General features: G+C 65.2%; 23 protein-coding genes. 20 read left to right on the top strand and 3 right to left on the bottom strand.

What is annotated here, in order from left to right:
* Positions 1-9: 9 nt before the first annotated feature.
* The 5 genes from ispD to AC6RV7_RS12560 are packed head-to-tail and all read left to right on the top strand — an operon-like array spanning position 10 to position 6,101.
* Positions 10-681: a 2-C-methyl-D-erythritol 4-phosphate cytidylyltransferase gene (gene ispD, locus AC6RV7_RS12580; protein ID WP_500094346.1), complete on the top strand. Its 672-nt coding sequence runs from the start codon at positions 10-12 to the stop codon at positions 679-681.
* A gap of 16 nt (positions 682-697) precedes the next feature.
* Positions 698-1,177, top strand: a complete 480-nt coding sequence (ispF, locus tag AC6RV7_RS12575) for a 2-C-methyl-D-erythritol 2,4-cyclodiphosphate synthase (RefSeq protein ID WP_500094345.1) — start codon at positions 698-700, stop codon at positions 1,175-1,177.
* A gap of 17 nt (positions 1,178-1,194) precedes the next feature.
* Complete coding sequence (locus AC6RV7_RS12570; RefSeq protein ID WP_500094344.1) at positions 1,195-2,865, top strand: peptide ABC transporter substrate-binding protein; 1,671 nt, start codon at positions 1,195-1,197, stop codon at positions 2,863-2,865.
* 4 nt (positions 2,866-2,869) lie between these two features.
* Positions 2,870-4,447 (top strand): peptide ABC transporter substrate-binding protein, encoded by a 1,578-nt coding sequence (locus AC6RV7_RS12565; RefSeq protein ID WP_500094343.1) that lies wholly within the window; start codon positions 2,870-2,872, stop codon positions 4,445-4,447.
* 22 nt (positions 4,448-4,469) lie between these two features.
* A complete protein-coding gene (locus AC6RV7_RS12560; protein ID WP_500094342.1) occupies positions 4,470-6,101 on the top strand; it encodes a peptide ABC transporter substrate-binding protein in 1,632 nt (543 codons plus the stop codon).
* A gap of 9 nt (positions 6,102-6,110) precedes the next feature.
* Here AC6RV7_RS12560 and AC6RV7_RS12555 read toward each other — a convergent pair whose 3' ends face one another.
* Positions 6,111-6,947: a sirohydrochlorin chelatase gene (locus AC6RV7_RS12555; protein WP_500094341.1), complete on the bottom strand. Its 837-nt coding sequence runs from the start codon at positions 6,945-6,947 to the stop codon at positions 6,111-6,113.
* Between the two features lie 28 nt (positions 6,948-6,975).
* Positions 6,976-7,731, bottom strand: a complete 756-nt coding sequence (gene cobA, locus AC6RV7_RS12550) for a uroporphyrinogen-III C-methyltransferase (RefSeq protein WP_500094340.1) — start codon at positions 7,729-7,731, stop codon at positions 6,976-6,978.
* Between the two features lie 109 nt (positions 7,732-7,840).
* On the opposite strand from cobA, the gene AC6RV7_RS12545 reads away from it, so the two are divergent.
* From AC6RV7_RS12545 to AC6RV7_RS12505, 9 genes are all read left to right on the top strand, one after another.
* A complete protein-coding gene (locus tag AC6RV7_RS12545) occupies positions 7,841-9,562 on the top strand; it encodes an NADPH-dependent assimilatory sulfite reductase hemoprotein subunit (RefSeq protein ID WP_500094339.1) in 1,722 nt (573 codons plus the stop codon).
* Between the two features lie 85 nt (positions 9,563-9,647).
* Positions 9,648-10,307 carry a phosphoadenosine phosphosulfate reductase domain-containing protein gene (locus AC6RV7_RS12540; RefSeq protein ID WP_500094338.1) on the top strand — a complete coding sequence of 220 codons (660 nt, stop codon included), beginning with the start codon at positions 9,648-9,650 and terminating at the stop codon, positions 10,305-10,307.
* 117 nt (positions 10,308-10,424) lie between these two features.
* Positions 10,425-11,270 carry a sulfate adenylyltransferase subunit CysD gene (gene cysD / locus AC6RV7_RS12535; protein WP_500094912.1) on the top strand — a complete coding sequence of 282 codons (846 nt, stop codon included), beginning with the start codon at positions 10,425-10,427 and terminating at the stop codon, positions 11,268-11,270.
* 54 nt (positions 11,271-11,324) lie between these two features.
* A complete protein-coding gene (locus tag AC6RV7_RS12530; protein ID WP_500094337.1) occupies positions 11,325-11,669 on the top strand; it encodes a four helix bundle protein in 345 nt (114 codons plus the stop codon).
* 82 nt (positions 11,670-11,751) lie between these two features.
* On the top strand, positions 11,752-13,047 hold the full coding sequence (locus AC6RV7_RS12525) for a sulfate adenylyltransferase subunit 1 (RefSeq protein ID WP_500094911.1): 1,296 nt from the start codon (positions 11,752-11,754) through the stop codon (positions 13,045-13,047).
* A gap of 34 nt (positions 13,048-13,081) precedes the next feature.
* Entirely contained in the window at positions 13,082-13,495 is a 414-nt protein-coding gene (locus AC6RV7_RS12520; RefSeq protein ID WP_500094336.1) for an RrF2 family transcriptional regulator, read from the top strand.
* A gap of 71 nt (positions 13,496-13,566) precedes the next feature.
* Positions 13,567-14,505: a serine O-acetyltransferase gene (locus AC6RV7_RS12515; protein ID WP_500094335.1), complete on the top strand. Its 939-nt coding sequence runs from the start codon at positions 13,567-13,569 to the stop codon at positions 14,503-14,505.
* Between the two features lie 170 nt (positions 14,506-14,675).
* Positions 14,676-16,484, top strand: coding sequence for a hypothetical protein (locus tag AC6RV7_RS12510; protein ID WP_500094334.1), 1,809 nt, complete (start codon positions 14,676-14,678; stop codon positions 16,482-16,484).
* A gap of 26 nt (positions 16,485-16,510) precedes the next feature.
* The gene (locus tag AC6RV7_RS12505; protein ID WP_500094333.1) at positions 16,511-17,341 is read left to right on the top strand and encodes a GNAT family N-acetyltransferase; all 831 of its coding nucleotides are present in this window, start codon (positions 16,511-16,513) and stop codon (positions 17,339-17,341) included.
* Between the two features lie 12 nt (positions 17,342-17,353).
* Here AC6RV7_RS12505 and AC6RV7_RS12500 read toward each other — a convergent pair whose 3' ends face one another.
* Entirely contained in the window at positions 17,354-17,737 is a 384-nt protein-coding gene (locus AC6RV7_RS12500) for a hypothetical protein (protein ID WP_500094332.1), read from the bottom strand.
* A 183-nt stretch (positions 17,738-17,920) separates the two neighbouring features.
* Between AC6RV7_RS12500 and AC6RV7_RS12495 the strand changes: the two genes are divergently transcribed.
* The 6 genes from AC6RV7_RS12495 (at position 17,921) to AC6RV7_RS12470 (ending at position 23,054) form a co-directional block, all read left to right on the top strand.
* Positions 17,921-18,541, top strand: coding sequence for an RNA polymerase sigma factor (locus tag AC6RV7_RS12495; protein ID WP_500094331.1), 621 nt, complete (start codon positions 17,921-17,923; stop codon positions 18,539-18,541).
* Positions 18,538-18,846, top strand: a complete 309-nt coding sequence (locus AC6RV7_RS12490; protein WP_500094330.1) for a hypothetical protein — start codon at positions 18,538-18,540, stop codon at positions 18,844-18,846. Before AC6RV7_RS12495 ends, AC6RV7_RS12490 begins: the two co-directional genes overlap by 4 nt.
* On the top strand, positions 18,843-19,262 hold the full coding sequence (locus AC6RV7_RS12485) for a hypothetical protein (RefSeq protein WP_500094329.1): 420 nt from the start codon (positions 18,843-18,845) through the stop codon (positions 19,260-19,262). The genes AC6RV7_RS12490 and AC6RV7_RS12485 overlap by 4 nt, the downstream gene beginning before the upstream one ends.
* Positions 19,263-19,380: 118 nt before the next feature.
* Positions 19,381-20,298: an ABC transporter permease gene (locus AC6RV7_RS12480; protein ID WP_500094328.1), complete on the top strand. Its 918-nt coding sequence runs from the start codon at positions 19,381-19,383 to the stop codon at positions 20,296-20,298.
* Between the two features lie 13 nt (positions 20,299-20,311).
* The gene (locus tag AC6RV7_RS12475; protein WP_500094327.1) at positions 20,312-21,217 is read left to right on the top strand and encodes an ABC transporter permease; all 906 of its coding nucleotides are present in this window, start codon (positions 20,312-20,314) and stop codon (positions 21,215-21,217) included.
* A 94-nt stretch (positions 21,218-21,311) separates the two neighbouring features.
* Positions 21,312-23,054 carry an ABC transporter ATP-binding protein gene (locus tag AC6RV7_RS12470; protein WP_500094326.1) on the top strand — a complete coding sequence of 581 codons (1,743 nt, stop codon included), beginning with the start codon at positions 21,312-21,314 and terminating at the stop codon, positions 23,052-23,054.
* The last annotated feature ends 7 nt before the right edge of the window (positions 23,055-23,061 follow it).

Below are 23,061 nucleotides of genomic sequence, written 5' to 3'. Positions count from 1 at the left end.
CCAACCCTCATGTCCCGCACCGCTGCCATCCTTCTCGCCGCCGGAACCGGTGCCCGCATGCAGGGCACTGTCACCGATAAGGTGCTCGCCCCGCTCGCCGGCCGGCCCGTGTTTGCCCACACCGCCGTCGCATTCATGACCAGCGGCATCGCGGATTTCTACGTCGTGGTTTACCGCGACCAGCGGCAGATGACGGAGCTCGCGGCCTACGCGCCGACGCCGTCCGCGCTCGTCCGCGGCGGACGCGAACGGCAGGACTCGGTGATGAACGCGCTCTCCGTGCTGCCGCCGGACATCGCCTACGTGTTCATCCACGACTGCGCACGACCGCTCATCCGCCCGGAACAACTCGTGGCGCTGCACAAGATCGTCGTCCGCGAAGACGCCGTCGTGCTCGCGCACCGCGTCACCGACACGATCAAGGAGCACCGCGACGACGCGCATCTGCGCACGCTCGACCGCTCCCGGCTCTGGGCCATGGAAACGCCGCAGGTTTTCGCGCGCGACCTCATCGTCCGCGGCTACGCGCGCGTGGCGGAACGCAATCTGCGGATCACCGACGACGCCGCGGCCGTCGAAACGCTGAAGCATCCGATCGCGTTGCTGGAGAATCCGTATCCAAATCCCAAGCTCACCACGCCGGCGGACCTCGCCTACATGGAGTTTCTGCTCACGAAGTGACGCCTCTCGCGCTGCAATGACCTTCCGTATCGGGCACGGTTACGACATCCATCGCATCGCGCCGCAGCGTCCGCTCGTTCTCGGCGGGGTGCGTTTCGAAGCCGACTTCGGACTCGAGGGTCACTCGGACGCCGACTGCGTCACGCATGCGGTCTGCGATGCATTGCTCGGCGCCGCCGGGCTGCCCGACATCGGCCACTTTTTTCCGAACACCGATCCCGCCTACCGAGACATCGACTCGCAGGTGCTCCTGCAACGGGTCCGCGCGGAAATCGTAAAACTCGGCTTCGACATCGTGAACATCGATGTGTCAGTGATCGCCGAGAAGCCCAAGATCTACCCGCGACTCGCCGAGATGAAAGCCGCGCTCGCACGTTCGACGCAGCTCACCCCCGACGAAATCGGTCTGAAGGCGACGACCAACGAAGGCGTGGGCGACATCGGCCGCGGACTCGCGATCGCCGCGCACGCCGTGGCCTTGCTCAAACGCCGCTAGCCGCAAAGATGCGCGCGATGCGCTTCGCCCGTCCGTCCGTCCCGTCCGCGTTTCGGTCCCTCGTTTCCCTTCGGCAGGTTTTCGGCCTCGCCGTCGCCGGCCTGATCGCCGCCGTGGTGCTGACCGCGTGCACGCCGCGCGAAACCGCGGTCGATCGGGGCAATCGCGAACAGGTCCTGCACCGCGGCGTCGGGCCCGATCTCGCGGATCTCGATCCGCACCTCGCCACGCAGGCCGGCGATTACAACGTTCTCTCAGCCCTCTTCGAAGGTCTCGTCGCCGAGGATCCCGTCGATCTCCATCCCGTGCCGGGCGTCGCGGAGCGCTGGGACGTCTCGGCCGACGGTCTCACTTACACGTTTTATCTTCGCGCCGACGCGCGCTGGTCCAACGGCGATCCGGTGACCGCCCAGGATTTCATCGCGTCCTGGCGGCGCGCGCTCACGCCCTCGCTCGCCGCTGAAAACGCGCCGCTGCTTTACGTCATCGCCGGTGCGCAGGCATTTCACAGCGGATCAGGCTCCTTCGATCAAGTCGGCCTCGCCGCGCCCGACGCGCGCACGCTGCGCGTCACGCTCGAACATCCGACGCCGTATTTTCTCTCGCTGCTGAATCACGCGATCTGGTTTCCCGTGCATCTCGCCTCGATCGAACAACACGGTTCGCCGACGCAACGCGGCAATCCCTGGGCGCGTCCCGATCGCCTCGTCGGCAACGGTCCGTTCACGCTCGAAGCGTGGCGCAAGGGTCAGGAGATCGTCGTGCGCAAATCCGACACGTATTGGGATCGCGCGACCGTGCGGCTGACGCGCATTCACTTTCACACCATCGACAGCCTCGACGCCGAGGAACGCGCGTTTCGCGCCCGCCAGCTGCATGTCACGGAGGCGCTGCCCCCCGGCAAGGTCGACGTCTATCGCCAGGAGTCGCCCGCACTCCTCCGCATCGATCCGCTGCTCGGCACGTATTTCTACCGGCTCAACACCGTGCGGCCTTTCCTCAACGACGTGCGCGTGCGCCGCGCCCTCGCGCTCGCGATCGATCGTGACGCGCTCGTGGCCAAAATCCTCCGCGGCGGACAGCAGCCCGCGCTGTCCTTCACCCCGCCGGGCACAGCCGGCTATTTTCCGCCCGCTCCGCTGCGCACCGATTTCGAGGCCGCGCGCCAGCTGCTCGCCGACGCCGGTTATCCGGGCGGCAAGGGGCTGCCCGCGTTCGAGCTCCTGTTCAATTCTTCCGAGGCACACCGTGCGATCGCCGAGGCGATCCAGGAAATGTGGCGCCGCGAGCTCGGCGTCACCGTGCAGCTCAGCAACCAGGAAAACACGAGCGTCATCGCCGCCCGCCGCGCCGGAAACTTCGAGATTCTTCGCTCCGTCTGGACCGGCGATTTCGTCGACCCGGTTTCGTTTCTCGAGATCTGGCGGGGGGATTCGGGCAACAACTACACGGGCTGGACGAGCGCCGCCTACGACGCGCTGCTCTTCGCCGCTTCGCGGGAAAGCGAACCGGCCACGCGTTTCTCGCTCCTGCAAAAAGCCGAATCGCTGCTGCTGGACGCGATGCCCATGATTCCCATTTACCACTACACGCACGTGTTCCTGATCCGGCCGTCGGTGAAGGGCTGGCATCCGACCCTGCTCGATCATCATCCCTACAAGCACGTGTGGCTCGAAACCACCCCCTAGCCCCATGCGCCGCTCCACCACGCGTTCGGGCGCTCTCCGTCTCCTCGCCGCCTGCGCGCTCGCGACGATCGTCGGCGCATGTTCGCGCCCCCCGTCGATCGCCGCGGAGAAAACGCTGCGCGTCTCGCAGCGCAACGAACCCACGGATCTCGATCCCGCCACCGCGTCGCTGCCCGACGAATTTTTCGTCATCCGCGCGCTTGGCGAAGGTCTGCTGCTGCCGAATCCCGCCGGCGGCGAACCGCTCGCAGGAATCGCGGAACGTTTCGACGTCTCGCCCGACGGACTCGTTTACACGTTTCACCTGCGCGACGATCTGAAATGGTCCAGCGGCGAGCCGCTCACCGCGAGCGATGTGGTCGCGTCGTTCCAGCGCGCGCTCGCGCCCGCCACGGCCGCGCCGAAAGTCCATCTGTTTTTCCCCGTGAAAAACGCCCGCGCTTACTCGTCCGGCGCGCTCGCCGATTTCTCGGAAGTCGGTTTCCGTGTCGTCGACGCCCGCACGCTCGCGATCGCGCTCGAGCGGCCGCTGTCTCCATTTCCCCATTACGTCGCATCCGGCCCGTGGATTCCCGTCAACCCGCGAGTCGTCGCCGCGCACGGTCGCACTTGGACGCAGCCCGCGCATCACATCGGCAACGGTCCGTTCGTCCTCGCGGAGTGGAGCCCGCAGCAGCGGATCGTCGTGCGCAAGAATCCTCATTATCGCGACGCCGCGCACGTGCCGCTGGCGAAGATCGAGTTTCTCCGTTTCGACAGCACCGACACCGAGGAGCGCGCGTTTCGCGCCGGCCAGATCGACGTCACCGTCGACGTGCCGAAAACGAAGATCGCCGCCTACGCGCGCGAGCATCCCGCGGAACTTCACCGCCTCGCGCTCGCCGAAACGCGTTACCTTTCCTTCAATACGACGCGCGCGCCGCTCGGCGATGCCCGCGTGCGCCGCGCGCTGTCGCTCGCACTCGATCGCGCGAAACTCGTCGAACGCGTCCTGCTCGGCGGCCAAATCCCCGCTAAGCGTTTTCTGTCGCCGGCGATGACGCTCACCACCGCGGCCGAGGATGCGAGCAACCACGATCCGGAGCTCGCGCGTCGCTTGCTCGCCGAGGCGGGTTTCGCCGGCGGTCGCGATTTCCCGTCGCTCGAGCTCACCGCGTGGTCGCCGTCGCAGCTTCCGCTGCTGGAGGCGATCCAGGCGACGTGGCGCGCGGAGCTCGGCGTCGAGGTCCGGATCGCGCTGCACGAAGCGAAGGTCCATCTCGCCGCGCTCAGCCGCGGCGATTACGACCTCGCGTTTATCACCAGCCTGCCGGATGTGCCCGACGCCGCCGCGTCGCTCGCGGAATTCGTCAGCGACGCGCCGGGAAATTATCCGCGCTGGCGCTCCGCCGAATTCGACGCCCTCGTCGCCGCCGGCGATCTCGCGGCCGCGGAAGCGCTTCTCGTCGAACAAGCGCCCGTCGCACCGCTCTATTTCAATGTGCAAAACTGGCTGATGTCGCCGCGCGTCCGCGGCTGGAAACAGGACGCGTTCTGGAACCGCTCCTACGTCGACGTCGATCTCGTTGCCCCCGCGCCATGATTTTTCCCACAACCCTTTCCCGATGATTCCTTTTTTCCGCCGCCTTTTTCCCACAATTGCGCTTCCGCTGGTTTTCGCTGTTTCCGGCTGCCAGCCCAAAGCCGGCGACACCTCCGCCGCCAGCGATCCGCAGGCCAAGATTCTCCTCTACGGCAACGGTGCCGAGGTGCAGGACCTCGATCCGCAGACCGTCACCGGCATCCCCGAGCACAAGGTCGTGACGGCCCTGATCGAAGGCCTCGTCAGCGAGGATCCGGTCGATCTGCACCCGGTGCCGGGCGTCGCGGTCTCGTGGGATATTTCCGCCGACGGTCTTGTTTACACGTTCCATCTTCGGCCCGAGGCGCGCTGGTCCAACGGCGATCCCGTCACCGCACAGGATTTCGTGGGCTCATATCAACGCCTCCTCACGCCCGCGCTCGCCGCCGAGTATGCCTACATGATCTACGACTACGTCGCCGGCGCGCGCGACTACTTCGAGGGTCGTCTCCATGACTTCGGCCAGGTCGGCATCAAGGCGCTCGACGAGCACACGCTGCAGATCCGCCTGCTGCATCCGACACCTTATCTGCTCAGCGCGATGAACCACTACGCGTGGTATCCGGTCCATTTGCCGACCGTGAAAAAATTCGACGGACTCGCGCGGCGCGGCACCCAATGGACGCGGCCGGAAAACTTCGTCGGCAACGGCCCGTTTGTCCTCACGGAGTGGCGTCCGAACCAAATCCTGAAGGTGCGCCGTTCGCCCACGTATTGGGACCGCGCCAACGTGAAGCTCGACGAGATCCATTTCTTCCCGATCGACAATTTGGATACGGAGGAGCGCATGTTTCGCACCGGCCAGCTCCACGTCACCTACGACCTGCCGAGCGCGAAAATCGACACGTATCGCCGCGAGAATCCCGCCGCGCTGCGCACCGATCCCTACCTCGGGGTCTACTTTTATCGCTTCAACGTCACGCGTCCGCCGTTCGACGATGTCCGCGTGCGGCGCGCGCTCGCGCTCGCGATCGATCGCGAGGCGCTCGTGAAAAACGTCGTGCGCGGCGGAGAGCGACCGGCTTATGCGATCAGTTATCCCGACAACCAGGGCTACACGCCGCGCGCGCAACTGCGCGGCACGATCGACAACGCCCGCCGCCTGCTCGCGGAGGCCGGTTATCCTGACGGCAAGGGATTTCCCGTCCGCGAGCTGATCTACAACACGCAGCAAAACAACCGCCTCGTCGCCGAAGCCATCCAGCAGATGTGGCGCAAGCATCTCGGCATCGAGGTCACGCTCGTGAATCAGGAATGGAAAGTCTACATGGACTCCCAGCGCACGAAAAACTTCGATCTCCTGCGCGCCGGCTGGATCGGCGATTATGTCGACCCGCACGTCTTTCTCGACCTGTGGCATTCCACCAGCGGCAACAACACCACCGGCTGGGCCAATCCCGATTACGACCGGCTCTTGGAAGCGTCACTCCGCGCGAAGGACAACGAGGAGCGCTACGCCATCTACCAGCAGCTCGATCAGATCCTCGTCGAGGAGCTGCCCGCCATCCCGCTCTATTACTACAACCGCGTCCACCTCGTGAGTCCGAAGCTTCGGAACTGGTATCCAACGTTGTTGGACAACCATCCGTGGAAATCCGTGGATCTCGCGGACTGATCCGAGCGCTCAGCCGATGGACGCCAACCGCGCCAGCGCCGCGCGCGCGCGATCGGCGAGAATATCGAGCAGCAGCGGATGCGTTCCCATCACCGGCGTGAAACGCACCGCGTCCGCCGTTTCCCCGCGAACGCGCGCCACGATCTGCGCCACGTCGCCGTCCGGCCCGGCATGTTTGCCAGGGGCGATGAACAGCAGCGCCACCGCCAACGGCCCGCGCCGCCACGCGTCGCGCACGAGCAGGTTTTCCAACAGCGGTTCGTTGAATTCAAACTCGGCGCCGGGCCGCCGTTCCATGCTGCACGCAGCGACATCTTCCGCCGTCGCGCCGAGCGAAGCGCGCACCTGGGCCGCCACGGCATCGCGCACCGCCGTCACCGCACGTGACGGACTGCCGTGATCGACGACGGCCACGCGCACCCGCGCGTCGCCCAACCTCGCGAGCTGCTCGCGCGCGAACTCCGCGAGGATTTGTCCGAGGCGTTCCTCGCCCGGCACGAACAGCGGCGCCGCGATCTCGATCCGCGCCGACGGGAACGTTTTCAATCGTTCCGCCACCACCGCCGGCAGATGCCGCACGATCGCGTAGGACGGTCCGACGAACAGCGGCAGCACGACGATTTCGTCGACGCCGTCCGCCAGCGCGCGCGTCAGGGCCGCGTCAAACAATTCCGCCGGCGTGCCATCGAGCGCATCAGCGGACACCTTTGACGAATGCGCCACCGATACCGGCGCGACGTCGACCGCGAGCCGCTCGCTCAGCGCCCGCGCCAGTCGACGCAGTTGTAGCGTGCTCGCCGGTTCGAGCGAGCCGTTGTCGACGAGCAAAACACGTCGCGAAGGCATCGATTCGTTTCGCGTCCGATCGCTCGAATCAGATCTCGCAGCCCATCGGCGCCAGTTGCGCCGCCGCGGAGGCGAGTTCGCTCCAGCGCACGACCTCGCCGACGATGATCATCGCCGGCCGGCCTTGCAGATTGGCCAGCAATTCGTCGGCGCTCGTCAGCGTGCCGACGCGCAGGCTTTGCGACGAAAGCGTCGCGCCCGCGATCACCGCGACCGGCGTCGTTTCCGGGAGGCCGCCCGAAATCAACTCCCGCGCGATTTCGCTGAACCGCCGCGTGCCCATGTAAATGCAGAGCGTCGCCCGCAGCGCGGCGAGCGCGCGCCAGTCCACCGGCGTGCCGTTGCGATCCGCACACGCGTGACCCGCCACGAACACCGTCATCGAGGTCACCCCGCGCTGCGTCAGAGGAATGCCCGCCGCCGCGCCCGCAGCCGATGCCGCGGTCACGCCCGGCACGATCTCGAATTCGAAACCGGCGGTTGCGAGCGCCTCGAGTTCTTCCGCGGTGCGGCCAAAAAACATCGGATCGCCGCCTTTCAACCGCACGACGCGCAGCCCCGCGCGGGCCTTGGCGACGAGCAACCGGCTGATCTCGCCCTGGCTCGCGCTGTGCGCGCCGGCACGTTTGCCGACGTAGATTTTTTCCGCTGTCGGCGGGCAATGATCTAGCAGTTCGGCATTTGCGAGATCGTCATAAAGCACGACCTCTGCTTGCTGCAGCGCCCGCGCGCCGCGCAGCGTAATCAAATCCGGCGCGCCCGGACCCGCGCCGACGAGGCGCACGGGCGCCGGGGGGCGCGTCGACGCGGGCGGGCTTAGTGTGTCATCAAGGGACATGTGTGAGTTTTGTTTTTACTTCTTTAGTAAAGTAGTCAACTCTCCGTTTTCACCTATGCCAGAAGCAGCCACTGCGCCACTCACCTCCAACGAATTCCTGAAGCAGGCCAATCCCACCTTGGCCAGCACGATCGCCGCGACCCTGGCCGACGCGTCCCTCGACCGCTTTTCCGACGACGAGAAGGAGTTCACCAAATTCCACGGCATTTACCAGCAGGACGACCGCGACCTCCGCAAGGCCGGCAAGAAATACATCATGATGATCCGCAGCCGCATCCCCGGCGGCGTCATGACGGCCAACCAGTGGATCACGTTCGACGACCTCGCGACGAATTACGGCAACAATACCCTGCGCGTCACCACCCGCCAGTGCATCCAGTTTCACGGCGTGGTGAAGTCGAACCTCGGATCGCTCATCAAGAAGATCAACGAGTCGCTCCTCTCCACCCTCGCGGCCTGCGGCGACGTCAACCGCAACATCACCGCTTCGCCGACGCCCGCTTACAGCCGCGCTCGCGAAGCCGTCTACGCCGACGCCGCGCGCACCGTCGGCGAGGTCGCACCGAAGACCCGCGCCTACCACTCGATCTGGATCGACAACGTCCAACTCAACCTCGACGACCCCGAGAACAAGAATTTCGTCGATCCGCTCTACGGGCAGACCTACCTGCCGCGCAAATTCAAGATCTCCTTCGTCGTCCCGCCGGTGAACGACATGGACGTGTTCACCAACGATCTCGGCTTCATCGCGATCATCGAGAACGAGCAGGTTCTCGGCTACAACGTCGCCGTCGGCGGCGGCATGGGTCGCAGTCACGGCAACACACAGACGTATCCGCGTCTCGCGGACGTCATCGGTTTCATCACGCCCGATCAGGTGATCCCGGTCGCGAAGGCCGTGATTGCCACGTTCCGCGATTTCGGCGATCGCACGAACCGCAAGCACGCGCGTTTCAAATACGTCGTCGAGGAGCGCGGCGCCGACTGGACTCGTGACGAGATCGCCCGCCGCGCCGGGATCACCTTCGGGCCCGCGCGTCCTTATAATTTCACTACGACCGGCGATCTCTACGGCTGGCACCGCGCGCTCGATGGCAAGCTGTTCCTCACGCTCTTCGTCGAGACCGGCCGCATCAAAGACGTTCCCGGCCACACGCAGAAGACGGCGTTGCGCGAGGTCGCGCTGAAGTTCCCGCACGTGGAATTCCGCCTCTCGGCCAACCAGAACGTCATCATCGCCAACGTCCCTGAGTCCGACCGCGCCGGCATCACCGCGCTGCTCGCCGCGCACGGCGTCAAGGTCGACAACCAGGCTTCCATTCTCCACGCCGCGTCGATGGCGTGCCCCGCCCTCCCGACCTGCGGCCTCGCGCTCGCCGAATCGGAGCGCATGCTCCCGGGTCTGATCGATCGGATCGAAAAACTTGGAGGCGAGCTTGGCCTCGGCGGCGAGGAAATCATCATCCGCTCGACCGGGTGCCCCAACGGCTGCGCGCGTCCTTACATGGCGGAAATCGCGTTCGTCGGCAAAGCGCCCGGCCGCTACCAGATCTGGATCGGCGGCAACGCCGCCGGCACGCGCCTCAACCGCGTCTACAAGGACACGGTGAAGGATCCGGAGATCGAGAACGAACTCCGTCCACTCCTGACGCGCTGGAAGAACGAGCGCCAGCCCGGCGAGCGTTTCGGCGATTTCGCCGCCCGTGCGATCTGGCCCGAACTCGAAGCCGCCCAGGCCGCGGCCGCCGCCGTCGCCGAACCCAAAGTGACCGCCTGAGGTCGAGCCCGACGTCCCCGTCGGGCTTCCCTTATATCGATCCCCCTCTCCGAACTCCGATCTTCGATTTTCGATCTCCGAGCGCATGTCTCCCGCCGAACTTTCCGCCGCCAACGCCGAACTCCGCACCCAATCTCCGCTCGAAATCGTCCGCTGGGCCATTGCCCGCGCGGGCGGCCGGGCGGTGGTATCGACGAACTTCCGTCCTTACGAAGCCGTGGTCCTGCACCTCGCTACTCAGGTGCAGCCCGACATCCCGGTCCTCTGGGTTGACCACGGCTACAATCGTCCCGCGACCTACAAACACGCCGAGCAGCTGCGCGCGCAGCTGAAGCTGAATATCAAACCTTACCTCCCGAAAATCACGCCCGCGCATCGCGACGCGATTTACGGCGAGATCCCGAGCACCGAGGACGAGGAAGGCCTGAAGAAATTCAGCGCGCTGATGAAGCTCGAGCCATTTCAGCGCGGCATGCGCGAGCTCGCGCCGACCGTCTGGATCACCGCGCTGCGCAAGGTCCAGAACCCGAATCGCGCCGGGTTGGACATCGTTTCGCACGACACCAATTTCAACTCCCTGAAAGTGAGCCCGGTGTTCTATTATAGCGACGCCGACATGGAGGCTTACCTCGCGCAGCACCACCTGCCGAACGAGTGGGACTATTTCGATCCCGCGAAAGCCGACGAGAAACGCGAATGCGGTCTCCACGCGTCCTGGGGCGGCAAAGCCGCCGCCAGCGCCTGAAGTCAGCCTTTCGCCTCTCGCCTCTAGCCTCTAGCCTTTCGCCTCTATCCTCAGTTCTCCGTGACCAATTACCACCTCGACCACCTTCAGCTTCTCGAGACTGAAGCCATCCACGTGATGCGCGAAGTCGCCGGCGAGTTCGAGCGGCCCGCGCTGCTCTTTTCCGGCGGCAAGGATTCGATCTGCCTTCTGCGTCTCGCGGAAAAGGCGTTTCGTCCCGCCGAGATTCCGATGCCGTTGCTCAACGTCGACACCGGTCATCACTTCCCCGAGCTCAACGAATTTCGCGACCGCCGCGCGAAGCAGCTCGGCGCCAAGCTCATCGTCCGCAAGGTCGAGGACGCGATCGCCTCCGGCATCGCCACGCCCGCCCCGGGCGAAATCAGCCGCAACAAGCTCCAGATTCCGACGCTCCTCGCCGCGATCGAGGAATTCCGCTTCGACTGCTGCATCGGCGGCGCCCGCCGCGACGAGGAAAAGGCCCGCGCGAAGGAGCGCTTTTTCAGTTTCCGCGACAGCTTCGGCCAGTGGGATCCGAAAAACCAGCGCCCGGAAATCTGGAATCTCTACAACGGTCGTCTCAATCCCGGCGAAAACATGCGCGTGTTTCCCCTCTCGAACTGGACCGAGATGGACATCTGGGAATACATCCGCCGCGAGAAGCTCGAGGTCCCGTCGATTTATTTCAGCCACAAGCGCAAATGCGTCCGCCGCGCCGGCCAGTGGCTGCCGGTGAACGACATCGTCCCGCCGAAGCCCAACGAAGAGGTGCGCGAGCTCGTGGTGCGCGTCCGCACGATCGGCGACATCATCAGCACCGGCATGGTGGAATCGCCGGCGGAGAGCTTCGACGACATCATCGCCGAAATCGCCGCCGCGCGCGTGACCGAGCGCGGCTCCCGCGCCGACGACAAAGCCTCCGAAGCGGCGATGGAAGACCGCAAAAAGGCGGGTTACTTCTAACCCGCCGGAGATGGGAGATGGAAGATGGCAGATGGAGTTCGAACCTTCGAGGACTTGGAAGCTTGGCAGCTCGCCCGCGAGTTGGTTCGCCTGCTCTACTCGATTCTTCGTCGCGATCCCGCGGCACGGGATTTCGGTCTGCGCGATCAACTCCAGCGCGCTGCCGTCTCGGTCATGACCAACATCGCGGAAGGTTTCGAACGCGTTCACATCCCTGAAAAGCTTCAATTCTATAACGTCGCCCGTGCCTCCTGCGGAGAAGTCCGCTCGCTCTCCTATCTGCTCTCCGACCTTTCTTACGCGACACCTACCGAAATTCAAAAACTTCAAAGTCTCCTGATCTCCGTCGGCAAACTCACGACGGGCCTCATCCGCTCCACCGAACAACGCCGCGCATAATATTTCCATGTCCGCCGTCGCCTCTCCCACTCCATCTCCCATCTCCCATCTCCCATCTCCGGCCGCGCGCAGCGCGGCCCCGATCGACATCCTCCGCTTCAACACCTGCGGCTCGGTCGATGACGGGAAATCGACGCTCATCGGTCGCCTGCTCTTCGATTCGAAGAACATCATGGAGGACCAGCTCGAGGCCCTGGAGCGTTCGGCCGACATCACCGGCGGCGGCCAGATCAATCTCGCCAACCTCACCGACGGCCTCCGCGCCGAGCGCGAACAGGGCATCACCATCGACGTCGCATATCGCTATTTCGCGACGCCGAAGCGCCGCTTCATCATCGCGGACACACCCGGCCACGTCCAATACACGCGCAACATGGTCACCGGCGCGAGCAGCGCCAACCTCTCCGTCATCCTCGTCGACGCCCGCGCCGGCGTCATCGAGCAGAGCCGCCGCCACACCGCGATCGCTTCCCTCCTCCGCATCCCGCATCTCGTCGTCGCCATCAACAAGATGGACCTCGTCGAGTGGAGCGAGGCCCGCTTCAAGCAGATCCGCGCCCAGTTCGAGGCGTTTCTTCCCCGTCTCGGTATCAAGGACGTGCAGTTCATCCCCATGAGCGCGCTCAACGGCGACAACGTCGTCGAGCGTTCGAAGAACGCGCCATGGTATGACGGTCCCACGCTGCTCGGTCATCTCGAGCAGGTGCACATCGCGAGCGACACCAACCTCAACTGCTTCCGCCTGCCCGTGCAGTGGGTCAACCGGCCCAACAATCCCACCGACAGCCGGCTCCACGATTTCCGCGGTTTCAGCGGCCAGATCGCCAGCGGTATCGTGCGCGTCGGCGACAAGGTCCTCACGCTCCCCGCCGGCATGGTCGCCACCGTGAAGGAAATCTACACCTACGACGGCTCGCTCAAGGAAGCCTTCGGCCCGCAATCGGTCACGCTCGTCCTCGATCGCGACATCGACATCAGCCGCGGCAGCATGATCGTCGGCATGGATCGCCTGCCCGGCGGCGCCACCGAGCTCGAGGCCAAGATCTGCTGGATGCACCCTCGCGCGCTGCAACGCGGGAAAAAATATTTCCTCAAGCACACGACCAACACCGTCCAGGCCGTCGTCACCGATATCGAACACCGCCTCAACATCGAGACGCTCGAACCCGAAGCCACGCCCGAGCAGCTCGCGATGAACGATCTCGGTCAGGTGCGAATCCGCACCGCCACGCCCATCTTTCACGACGGCTATCCGGCCAACCGGCTCACCGGCGCGTTCATTCTCATCGAACAGGGCACCAACGCCACCGTCGCCGCCGGCATGCTCCTGCGGCCGAAGGAATTCGTTAAACCCGAGAGCGGCGATTACGTGATCTAGGCTCCGACCTCGCTCCGCCGCCAGACGCATCCCGATGAAAATCTCCACCAAGCTCGACTACGCCTGCCGCGTCCTCGCCGAGCTTGGGCGTCTGCACGGCACCGGCGAGCTCGCGCAAAGCGAGCACCTGTCACGCACCGAGCAGGTCCCGCCAACCTTCCTCGCCCAAATTCTCTCCGAACTGCGCAACGGCGGACTCGTCACCAGCCGCCGCGGCATCCAAGGCGGCTACGCGCTCGCCCGTCCACCCGACCAGATTTCGCTCTTCGACATCATGATCGTGATCGAAGGCGAGGTGTTCGGCCTGAGCGGCAATTCCCAGGGCCGCTCCGGCCGCCGCGTGCAGGAAATCTGGCAACAGATTCGCGACAGCCTCATCGAGAAAACGAAGTCCTACACGCTGGACATGTTCGTCTCCAGGCGACCGGAAGAGATGTATTACATCTAGCGCCAGGTCGCGCTGATGCCACGCGTCACGCTTGCGTCAGCCGGGCGGCTGACACATCCGTTTTCCTTTGCATGAGCCTCGACGACATCCAGCGGGCGCTGCTCGCCTCCTACGAGAAGCACGGCGGCATCAATCATCTCGACGGCGTCAATCTCCCGGCGCAGTCGTCGGTCAACCAGATCGCCGTCGACTGCATGCACCTGCTGTTTCCCGGCTTTTTTGAAGACACGGGGCTCACCAAGGAAGCCGCGCCCCGCCACGTATCCAAACTGCTCACCCGGCTGGAAACCCGGCTCGTCGTCGAAATCGAAAAGTGCCTCCGCTTCTCCGGGATTCCCGCGGCCGCCGAAAGCGGCCGCCAGCTCACCGGCAAGCTGCTTCGTCAGCTACCCTCACTGCGCGAAATTATCCAGACCGACGTCAATGCCGCCTACCGCGGCGATCCCGCCGCCCGCAGCATCGAGGAGATCATCCTCGCCTACCCCTGCGTGCTCGCGATCTCCGTGCAGCGTTTCGCGCACGAGCTTTACCGGCTCGGCGTTCCGCTGCTGCCGCGCATGCTCACCGAATATGCCCACGAACGCACCGGCTGCGATCTCCATCCCGGCGCGCGCATCGGCTCGCATTTCTTCATCGACCACGGCACCGGCGTCGTCATCGGCGAAACCGCCACCATCGGCCATCACGTGAAACTCTATCAGGGTGTCACGCTCGGGGCGAAATCGTTCGAGACCGACGAATCCGGCGATCCGATCAAGGGCATCAAGCGCCATCCGGACATCGGCGATCACGTCACGATCTACGCCCACGCCACGATCCTCGGCGGCGACACCCACATCGGCGAGCACTCGATCATCGGCTCCAATGTCTGGCTGATCAAATCCGTGCCCGCCGAGTCCGTCGTTTACAACAAGGGGGAAAACCTCGTCACCCGCACGCGCCGCCGGAAGGAAACGCTCGTCGAGAATCCCTCGACCTCCGACCTCCGGGTCCACGACTGGCAGATCTAGCTCCGCCGCCGGCAAGGACTCCTCTCCGAGGCGTCCGCCCAAAATAGCCTCCCCCTCAGGCGGAAACCAATCGCGTCCACGCGCGTTGAGGGAGGCGTATGCAGCCATCCTCCCTTTTGTCGTGCGCTCCCGCACGTGTAGTTAAATTTCTGCGACGCCTCGCCGTCGCCGTGGCCGTCATCGCCGGGCTCCGCACCGCACACACCGGACCCGTGCCCGCACCGGTCGACACCTACGGCGGTCCGGGCGCGTTCGCCGTCGTCCGCGAGACGTTTCCCAGTCCCGGCTGGCCCGGACAAGAAGTGACCGTTTTCCGGCCCGAAGGCGCGGCCGGTCCGCGACCGACCTGGTTTTTCGCCCACGGTTTCGGGGGCAGCAAAACGCTCTACTACGAGGAACTGCTGGAACACCTCGCCAGCCACGGCGCGGTCGTCGTGTTTTCTCCGTATCCCGCCGAGCTCACGAACGTCGCCTCGAACTACTCGATCCTCTTCGACGGATTCACCGCGGCCGCCGCTCGCTTTCCATCCCTGATCGACACCAGCCGCGTCATCTTCGCCGGCCACTCCTACGGCGGCGGCGCCGTGCCGGCGCTCGCGCTGCGCGCCCTGCGCGAGAAAAACTGGGGTGCCCACGGCTTGGCGCTGCTCATGTTCGCGCCATGGTATAGCCTCATCACGGACGCGGAGCTGGCGGCGTTTCCCGCATCGACGCTCGCCATCGTCCAGATCTACGAGGACGACACGATCAACGACCACCGCATGGCGATCGATCTGTTCAACCACCTCGCATTGCCCGCCGCGAACAAGGATTTCCTCCTCCTCCGCTCCGACCGCATCGCCGGCTACAACTACGCCGCCGATCACACGGTGCCGACCGGCACGAATCGTTTCGGCCCCGCGTTCAACGCCCTCGACACCTGGGGCGTGCATCGCCTCGCGCAGGCCCTCGCCGCCGCCACGTGGGAATCCGATCCCGCTGCGCGCAAGATCGCTCTCGGCCACGGCGCGGCCGAGCAGACGCAACTGGGCGCCGTCGGCGACCGCGCGCTGCGTCCGATGGTCTCGATCGCCGCGCCCGTGCCGCTGTTTCCTTCTTCTCGTTATCTGCAACGCTGGGATAGTTTGCTGAATCCACGACGCGCCACGCCACCGCCGGAAGCTCCTCGCCAGCCGCATCTCGCGGAAATCTCCGCGCGCGCCTTCACGGACTCCGGCGACCGCGTCCTGATCGCTGGCACCGTGGTCGCCGGCCCACGTCCGAAATCGCTGCTCGTCCGCGCCGTCGGCCCCGGCCTGGGCGGACTCGACTCGTCCGAAACGCTCACCGATCCCACGCTCGCGATTTTCCGCGGGCCCACGCCGGACTTGGAAGTCGACGACTGGTCGCAAACGCCGGAACCGAACGTGCTGACCATGGCCGCCGAGGAAACCGGCGCCTTCCCGCTCGCCGAAAACAGCAAGGACGCCGCCGTGCTCGCGTCGTTTCCTCCCGGCGCCGTGACCGTGCACGCCCGCTCGGCCGGGGACCGCGGCGGAATCACGCTGCTGGAAATTTACGACGCCGATCGCGACGACTCCGTCACGCTCGCCAACCTCTCCGCCCGCGCGCACATCGGCACCGGCGACAACGTCCTCATCGCCGGCTTCGTCACCGCCGGCCCGGGCAGTCTGCGCTTGTTGATTCGCGCGGTGGGTCCGGGTCTGGCCGGCGCGCTTCCGTCCACGTTGTCCGATCCGCAGATCGACATTTATCGCGGCAGCGTGCGCGTCGCCGGCAACGACAACTGGTCCACCGATCCGACCGAGGCGGCGGCGATAATCTCCGCCGCACAGAAAGTCGGCGCGGTGCCGTTCGCCGACGGCAGCGCCGACGCGGCGTTGCTGATCGATCTTCCGCCGGGGATCTACACTGCCGTGGTCAGCGGCCGCAGCGGCGCGACGGGCATCGGCATGGTGGAGATTTACGCCGTGCCCTGAAAGCTCGAGTTGGCCATCGTGCCACGATGCGCTCGACGTTCGATTTTGTCTCTCTCGCCGACCACGGACTCGATGCGGCTGCGGAGCTGCTGACACGCGCCTTCGCGGATTACTTCGTGAAGATCGCGTTCACCGCTCCCGGCCTGCTCCAGCTCGCGCGGGTCGACAGCGTCGATCTCGCCGCCAGCCAGATCGTGCGACGCGACGGCGTGGCGGTCGGCGCCGCGTTGATCGCGCGACGCGGTTGGACGAGCCGGCTCGCCGGCATGGGCCTGCTGCCGGAAGCGCGCCGCGGCGGTGTCGGACGCGCTCTCATGGAGCATCTGCTGCGCGACGCGGAGGCCCGGGGCGAACACGCGATGACGCTCGAGGTCATCGAGCAAAACGAAGCGGCGGTGAAACTCTACGAACGTTGTAGGTTCGAAAAGCTGCGTCGGCTCGTCGGTTTCAGCGGCCCCGGCACTGCCATCGCCAACGACGCGCTGCAAACCGTCGATCTCCGCGCCGTCGGCCACGCCGTTTCGCTGCACGGATCAAGCGATCTGCCGTGGCAACTCTCGGGCGAAACGATCGCGCAACTCGGTCCGCCAGACGTGGGCTACTCCTTGTCGGACGCGTGGCTCGCGCTGTCCGGCTTGGCCGGCGACACCGTGTCGATTCGTGCCTGGGTCACGACGCCCGGCCCCGACGCGATCGCGCGCCAGGCTGCGGTGTTGCGCGCAGCCATGGCGAAGCATCCGCAGAAAACCTGGCGCGCGACCGCCGTGTGGCCCGAGGAGCTCAGCGAAGCCTTCAACGAACTCGGCCTCGCTCGCCTCCCGCTGACGCAGTGGCAAATGGTCCGCGCGCTCCGTTGACGCGAGACGCCATCATTTGGCCCGCTGCGCTTCCCACGGCAGCGAAACCTTCTCCTTCTTCCGATTCGTCGCCTCGATCGTGCCCTTGATCGCGTCGCCTTCCAGTTTCCCGGCGTAATTCGTCGTGAAGCTGCGGCGACGGATCTTGCGCGTGACGGTGAATGACACCTGGTCGTTGACGAACTTCGCGTTGCGAATCTCCGCCTTGCCCGCGCGGTTCTCGATCGTGCCGGTCAGCTGTTGATTGTCCCACTTCAGTGTGAGTGTCGAATCGACCGACCGGCCATTCGGGCCTTCGGCTTTGAACTTCCAGGTGCCGGAGGGATCAGCGGCGAGCGCCGCGACCGAGCTCACCAGCGCAATTGTAACCGATGCGAGGATACGAGAGAGTTTCATGATTTTTCGGAGTGGTTCGTCCTTCAACGAGCCAGTCGCCGGTCGGTTTCCGTATTTCCGAAACTTTTTCGGAAACGCCCCGCGCGGTCGTGCGTTGAAACGATAAACCATGCTCCGACCGTCACTCGCCGCGAAAAGCCTGATACCGATCGCCCTTCGCCGGCGTCGTTGGCCCGGTCGCGCTTGAAACCAGAATTCCTCCATGATCCCAACGATGTCACGGCATCGGATCGCGCGGCCACCAGCCGCGGCGACGACGACGCGCTCGCCCGACGCGCAGCCACGGGTGATCGCGCGGCGATGGAACTGCTCGTTGAGCGTCATCACGCGGCGATCGGCCGGCTGCTCTGGCGTTTCGCCCGTTCGCGCGCCGATCTCGACGACCTCGTGCAGGACACGTTTCTCCGCATGGTCCGTGGTTTGCCGAACTGGAGAGCCCAGCAGCCGTTCGCCCACTGGCTGCTGCGGATCGCGACCAATGTCGGCCGCGATTACTTTCGCCGGCAATCGGTGCGTCGCCGTTGGCAGGCCGAGCCCGCGCGTGAGAACGAAGAACGGCCCGTGCCGGACGCGATCGACCCGGCGGCAGATCCCGCGGCGCGCGCGGCCGCCAACGAGGTGAAAACCATGCTCGCGCAACTCGCGCCGGACGACCGCGCGCTCCTGACGCTCCAATACCTCGAGGGCTGGGGTCTCGCGCAAATCGCGACACAATTCGGCTGGACGCTCACCGCGACCAAGCTGCGCGCCTGGCGCGCCCGTCGTCAGCTTCGCAAACTGCTTCATCTCTCCGAACCCTCATGAAACCGCCCCGCTCCCAGTCCGATGCCGCTTGGGAAAACCTCGTCCGCCAAGCGCGACTCGACGCGCCGCCGGCCATCGATCGCGCCGCCTTGTCGCGCGCGATCCGCGCCGAGACGTCCGAGCGTGCCGCATCGCTCGGCTGGATCGCCACCTTCGTCGCCGCGTTCGCGTTTCGCCGCGCAGTGGCCAGTTGCCTGCTCGCGAGTGCAGCGCTGGCGGCGCTCAGCCTCTGGCAGGTGCGGGATTGCGCCGGCGATCTGGCATGGGCGCAGTTGTTTCTCGGCACGACCGGAGGCCTGCGATGAACGGCAACCGCTGGAAAGCATGGATTCTCGCCGCCGCGATTCTGGTCCTCGGCATCGCCCTCGGCGCGTCGACGACGATGTGGTGGGGCACGCGCGTGTTGCGCCGCGCCTTGCACGCTCCGGTCGATGCGCCGGGTCTCGCGGATCGTGCCGCCGCCCGGATCGGCGCCGACCTCACGGAAGAGTTACACCTCACCGCGGAAGAAGCGGCGCGCGTTCAATCCATTCTCGACGAATCCGCCGCCAACTTGAAAACCATTCGCGCTCGCGCGGGCGCGGAAGCCGCGCAGGAACTCCGACGGTCGACGCAAGAAATCGCCGCCGCACTTCCCGCCGCAAAGCGCGCGGAACTTTACCGCGTCCTCAGCCGCCGCTTCGAACGGCTCGGCTTGAAATCGCCCGCGCCTGACTCCTGAGCGGACGGCGCCCGGCGAGTTCGAACGTGCGGCTCCCTGCTTGCCACAGCCGAACGGCTGTTGTCGGCTGAGCGGCACTCGCTCGTCTCACACCGAACTTCGCCCTCCGCCCGCTCTCATGCTGCGTTTCATCGTCCGTCGTCTGCTCGAGACCATTCCGGTCCTCTTCGTGATCGTGACGGCGACGTTCTTCATGATCCGGTTCGTGCCGGGCGGGCCGTTCACCGCGGAAAAGGCCGTGACGCCGGAGGTGATGCGAAATCTCGAGGCGCACTACGGCCTCAACAAGCCGTTGCACCAGCAATATTTCGACTACCTCGGCAGCCTGTTGCACGGCGATCTCGGGCCGTCGTTCAAATATCCGAACCGCACCGTCAACGAAATCATCGCCGACAAACTCCCGACCTCGCTCGAGCTCGGCGGCTGGTCGCTGCTGGTGGCGCTCGTCGTCGGCTTGCCGCTCGGCGTGCTCGCCGCCGTCAAGCGCAACACGTGGCTCGACTACCTGGCGTCGTCGACCGCGATGATCGGCATCTGCGTGCCGACGTTTGTGCTCGGCCCGCTGCTCGTGCTGCTGTTCGCGATCCAGCTCCGCTGGGTCAACGCCTCCGGCTGGTATGAGCCCATCGATCGCATCCTGCCCGCGCTCGTGCTCGGATTCTTTTATTCCGCTTACATCGCGCGACTCACCCGCGGCGGCATGCTCGACGTGCTGAACCAGGACTTCATCCGCACCGCGCGCGCGAAGGGCGCGAGCGAACTGCGCGTGATCTTCAAACATGCCCTCCGCGGCGGCCTCGTGCCGGTCGTGTCGTTTCTGGGGCCGGCGGTCGCGGGGATTTTGACCGGCTCGTTTGTGATCGAGACGATCTTCCAGATTCCCGGACTCGGCCGCGAGTTCGTGAACAGCGCGTTCAACCGCGACTACACCCTCGTGCTCGGCACGGTGATCCTCTACGCGACGCTCGTGATCCTCCTGAATCTTGTCGTCGATGTCGTGCAGGTCTGGCTCAACCCGAAGTTGAAATTCGAATGAGGAAACCGCGCTGATGGTCTCGCTCTCGCCCCGGAATCTTCCCTCCGCCGACCCGACGCCCGATCAACTCGAGCGCGGCACGTCACTGTGGTCGGACGCCTGGCACCGCCTGCGGAAAAACCGCCTCGCGGTCTTCGGCGGCGGTATCCTGATTTTCCTGACACTGCTTTGCGTCGCCGGCCCGTGGTTCGCGCAATCGTATCAGGAGCAGAACCTCGACCTCGGTGCGACGCCGCCGTCGGCCGCGCACTGGCTCGGCACCGACACGCTCGGCCGCGATCTTTTTTCGCGCTGTCTTTACGGTGGTCGCGTGTCGCTGCTGGTGGGCCTGGTGGCGACGTTTGTCGCGCTCACGATCGGCGTGACCTACGGCGCGATCGCCGGCTACGTCGGCGGCAAGACCGACGCGGTGATGATGCGGCTGGTCGACATCCTCTACGCGTTGCCGTTCACGATTTTCGTTATCCTGCTGATGGTGTTTTTCGGCCGGAACATCGTGCTGCTGTTTCTCGCGATCGGCGCCGTGGAGTGGCTGACGATGGCGCGCATCGTGCGCGGCCAGATCCTCTCGATCAAAAAGATGGAATACATCGAGGCCGCGCGCTCGCTCGGTTTCGGCAAGCGGCGGATCATCTTCCGCCACATGATCCCCAACATCCTCGGGCCGATCATTGTCTACACGACGCTCACGATTCCCGCGGTGATGCTGCTCGAGGCGTTTCTCAGCTTTCTCGGACTTGGCGTGCAGCCGCCGATGAGCTCATGGGGCGTGCTGATCAAGGACGGCGCTGAGAAGATGGAGGAATTCCCGTGGCTGCTGGTGTTTCCCGGCGCGATTTTTTCGCTGACGCTTTTCTCGCTCAACTTCCTCGGTGACGGCCTGCGCGACGCCCTCGACGTGCGCGCCTCAAAGGACTGACGCCTGCCACGACCCGGAGCGGAAAGCGTAAGCTTTTCGCCGTCACTTTGAGTTGGCAGCCCCGCCCGCGCTCTCATTTCATCGCCCCGTTTTCATGCGCCGCTTCCGTCCGTATTTTCGCTACCTGCGTCCGCTCCGGCTGCACCTGGTGGCTGCGTTGCTCTGCCTCTGCGTTTACTCGGCCGCGAGCGGCTTCGGCCTGCCATATCTCATCCCGAAGGTTTTCGGGCCGATCTTCGAAACCGCCGAGCGCACGCTGCCGCTGGGAAGCATTGTCAGCCTCGCGTTGCTGATCCCGGCGGTGTTTCTCGTCCGCGGCCTCGCCGGTTATGGCAGCTCGTATCTGTTTCAACTGATCGGCACGCGCGTGCTGGAGTCGTTGCGTCTCGATTATTTTCGCAAGTTGCAGGTTCTGCCGCTCGCGTATTTGCAGAAGCATCCCGCCGGCGATTTCACGTCGCGCGCGATCAGCGATGCGCAGCAGGTGCAAAGCGTCATCACCGCGCTGGCGAACGAGGGCATCAAGCATCCGCTGACGCTCATCGGCGCGATCGCCTACGTCGCCTGGATGGCAGCGTCCACGCACGGCATCGGGCTCGCGATCGTGTGTCTCGCGATCGTGCCGCTGTGCATTTTTCCCGTTCGCTACGTTGGCAAGAAGATCCTCCGTCGCGCGCACCAGGCCCAGGCGCAGATCGGATCGCTGTCGTCGCAGGTGACCGAAAACCTCGCTGCGGCCCGCGAAGTGCGCGCCTTCAATCTCGAGAATCGCACCACCGAGCGTTTCCGCGCGACCACCCATGCGCTGCTCACGGCACAGTTGAAGATCGTGAAATACGCGCAGGCGCTGAATCCCATCATCGAGGTGATCTCCGCGCTCGGCATCGCGTTCACGCTGGTCTTCGCGTATCGCAGCGGCGTCACCCTGTCCGATCTGATGGGCGTGTTGACCGCGCTGTATCTGTGCTACGAACCGGTCAAAAAACTCGGCTATCTCAACTCCGACCTGAAGCGCGGGGCGGCGGCGCTGGATCGTCTCGAGCCCGTGCTCAACGCCCCCGTCGCGATCGCCGATCCCGTTTCGCCGGTGCCCATCTCGCGCGTCCGCGGCGACATCGCGTTCGACCGTGTCACCTTCGCTTACGACGGCGGTGAGCCGGTCCTGCGCGATGCGTCGATCATGATTCCCGCCGGCACCGTCTGCGCGCTCGTCGGCCCGAGCGGCGCCGGCAAGACCACCTTCGCGAACCTCGTCCCGCGCTTCTACGAAGTCGGCTCCGGCCGCGTCACGATCGACGGTCACGACGTTCGCTCGCTCCGCGTCGCCGACCTGCGGCGCAACATCGCGGTCGTTTCGCAGGATCCGGTGCTATTCAACGACACCGTTTACAACAATCTCCTGCTCGGTCGGGAAAACGCCACGCGAGATGAGGTCGTCGCCGCCGCGGTCGATGCGCACGCCGACGAATTTATCCGAGGTCTGCCCGACGGCTACAACACCGTCGTGGGTGAACGCGGCGCGCTGCTTTCCGGCGGACAAAAACAGCGCCTCGCGCTCGCGCGGGCTTTTCTTCGCAACGCTCCGATTCTGATCCTCGACGAAGCCACCTCCGCGCTCGACTCGCAAAGCGAACAGCTGATTCAGGAGGCGTTGAAGAAACTGGTGCGCGGAAAAACGGTCCTGATCATCGCCCACCGTTTCAGCACCATCCGCGACGCCTCCATGATTCTTGTTTTCGATCGTGGCGAACTCATCGCCACCGGCAGCCACGCCGAAGTTTACGCCCACAGCCCGCTCTACAAGCACCTCTACGACAGCCAGACGGTCACCGCCTGACCCGCGG

This window comes from Opitutus sp. sgz309028, assembly GCF_059821195.1.
Note: the sequence above shows the minus strand (reverse complement) of the source record. Positions and strands in the feature narration are given on the sequence as shown.

Excerpts from the sequence above, each read along its gene's own strand:
- AC6RV7_RS12490 (WP_500094330.1), top strand. The coding sequence starts at position 18,538 with ATGAAACCGCCCCGCTCCCAGTCCGATGCCGCTTGGGAAAACCTCGTC.
- AC6RV7_RS12555 (WP_500094341.1), bottom strand. The coding sequence starts at position 6,947 with ATGCCTTCGCGACGTGTTTTGCTCGTCGACAACGGCTCGCTCGAACCG.
- ispD (WP_500094346.1), top strand. The coding sequence starts at position 10 with ATGTCCCGCACCGCTGCCATCCTTCTCGCCGCCGGAACCGGTGCCCGC.
- ispF (WP_500094345.1), top strand. The coding sequence starts at position 698 with ATGACCTTCCGTATCGGGCACGGTTACGACATCCATCGCATCGCGCCG.
- AC6RV7_RS12485 (WP_500094329.1), top strand. The coding sequence starts at position 18,843 with ATGAACGGCAACCGCTGGAAAGCATGGATTCTCGCCGCCGCGATTCTG.
- AC6RV7_RS12570 (WP_500094344.1), top strand. The coding sequence starts at position 1,195 with ATGCGCTTCGCCCGTCCGTCCGTCCCGTCCGCGTTTCGGTCCCTCGTT.
- AC6RV7_RS12480 (WP_500094328.1), top strand. The coding sequence starts at position 19,381 with ATGCTGCGTTTCATCGTCCGTCGTCTGCTCGAGACCATTCCGGTCCTC.
- AC6RV7_RS12505 (WP_500094333.1), top strand. The coding sequence starts at position 16,511 with ATGCGCTCGACGTTCGATTTTGTCTCTCTCGCCGACCACGGACTCGAT.
- AC6RV7_RS12515 (WP_500094335.1), top strand. The coding sequence starts at position 13,567 with ATGAGCCTCGACGACATCCAGCGGGCGCTGCTCGCCTCCTACGAGAAG.
- AC6RV7_RS12540 (WP_500094338.1), top strand. The coding sequence starts at position 9,648 with ATGTCTCCCGCCGAACTTTCCGCCGCCAACGCCGAACTCCGCACCCAA.
- AC6RV7_RS12520 (WP_500094336.1), top strand. The coding sequence starts at position 13,082 with ATGAAAATCTCCACCAAGCTCGACTACGCCTGCCGCGTCCTCGCCGAG.
- AC6RV7_RS12545 (WP_500094339.1), top strand. The coding sequence starts at position 7,841 with ATGCCAGAAGCAGCCACTGCGCCACTCACCTCCAACGAATTCCTGAAG.
- AC6RV7_RS12475 (WP_500094327.1), top strand. The coding sequence starts at position 20,312 with ATGGTCTCGCTCTCGCCCCGGAATCTTCCCTCCGCCGACCCGACGCCC.
- AC6RV7_RS12470 (WP_500094326.1), top strand. The coding sequence starts at position 21,312 with ATGCGCCGCTTCCGTCCGTATTTTCGCTACCTGCGTCCGCTCCGGCTG.
- cysD (WP_500094912.1), top strand. The coding sequence starts at position 10,425 with ATGCGCGAAGTCGCCGGCGAGTTCGAGCGGCCCGCGCTGCTCTTTTCC.
- AC6RV7_RS12565 (WP_500094343.1), top strand. The coding sequence starts at position 2,870 with ATGCGCCGCTCCACCACGCGTTCGGGCGCTCTCCGTCTCCTCGCCGCC.
- AC6RV7_RS12500 (WP_500094332.1), bottom strand. The coding sequence starts at position 17,737 with ATGAAACTCTCTCGTATCCTCGCATCGGTTACAATTGCGCTGGTGAGC.
- AC6RV7_RS12560 (WP_500094342.1), top strand. The coding sequence starts at position 4,470 with ATGATTCCTTTTTTCCGCCGCCTTTTTCCCACAATTGCGCTTCCGCTG.